Origin of the sequence: 'Chrysanthemum coronarium' phytoplasma (assembly GCF_000744065.1) — a bacterium.
GTDB lineage: Bacteria > Bacillota_I > Bacilli_A > Acholeplasmatales > Acholeplasmataceae > Phytoplasma > Phytoplasma asteris.
Window position 1 is genome coordinate 1 of the sequence record NZ_BBIY01000126.1, and the last position, 889, is coordinate 889.

An 889-nucleotide genomic window follows, 5' to 3' on the forward strand; every position below is an offset into this window, starting at 1 on the left:
ACGCCCAAGAAAACAAAATCCCCATTATCCAAGACCAAGGATTAGCTTTGTTACTTGATGTAATTTCACAAAACAAAATCACAAATATTTTAGAAATCGGAACTGCCATTGGATATAGCGCTTTGGCTATGAGCTCTCTTAGCACCAAAATTGATACTTTAGAAAGAGATTTTATAAATTATAATTTAGCTAAAAACTTTTTAAAAGAAACTCCCTATCACATAAATGTCATTTGGTCAGAGGCGTTAATTTATCCTACTTGCAATTTAAAAAAATATGATTTAATTTTTATTGATGCTGCCAAAGCCCAATATCAAAAGTTATTTTGCAAATATGCTCCTTTACTCAAAAAACAAGGCATTATCGTTTTTGATAACCTTAATTTAAGTTGTTTTAAAAAAGCCAAAACGACTAAAAATAATCAAGGAATTTTCAAAAAAATGCATAATTTTCAAACTTTTTTAACAAATCACCCAGATTTTTGCACCACTTTTCAAGATGTAGTTGATGGGTTAATTATTTCTTATCTCAAAAAATAATTTAGGAATTTTAAAAAACCATCAAAAAATAAAAAAAGAAGGTCTTTTATTTATGAATAATAAAATTTATGAACTTACCCAATCAGGAATAAAAAAATTAAAAAAAGAATTAACTTTTTTAAAAGAAGTTAAAAGAAAAGAAAATTTAGAAGCTTTAAAAGAAGAGCGCGAACAAGGAGATTTATCGGAAAACGCTGATTATGATGCTGCTAGAAACGAACAAACTTTAATAGAACATCGCATCTCAGAAATCCAAAATATTTTAAAAAATGTCCGCGTAGTTAAAGTTTCCAAAGAAAGAGAAGTAAGTATTGGCAAAAAAGTATCTTTGGAGCTTTTACACACCAAAC

1 protein-coding gene and 1 pseudogene are annotated in these 889 nt (G+C 27.8%); both read left to right on the forward strand.

Annotation, left to right across the window (positions count from 1 at the left end):
* Positions 1 to 539, forward strand: a 539-nt coding sequence (locus OYV_RS04055; protein WP_042068431.1) for an O-methyltransferase, incomplete at its 5' end; no start/stop codon positions are given.
* 52 nt (positions 540 to 591) lie between these two features.
* Positions 592 to 889: pseudogene (locus tag OYV_RS04060) on the forward strand (transcription elongation factor GreA); the annotation flags it as partial.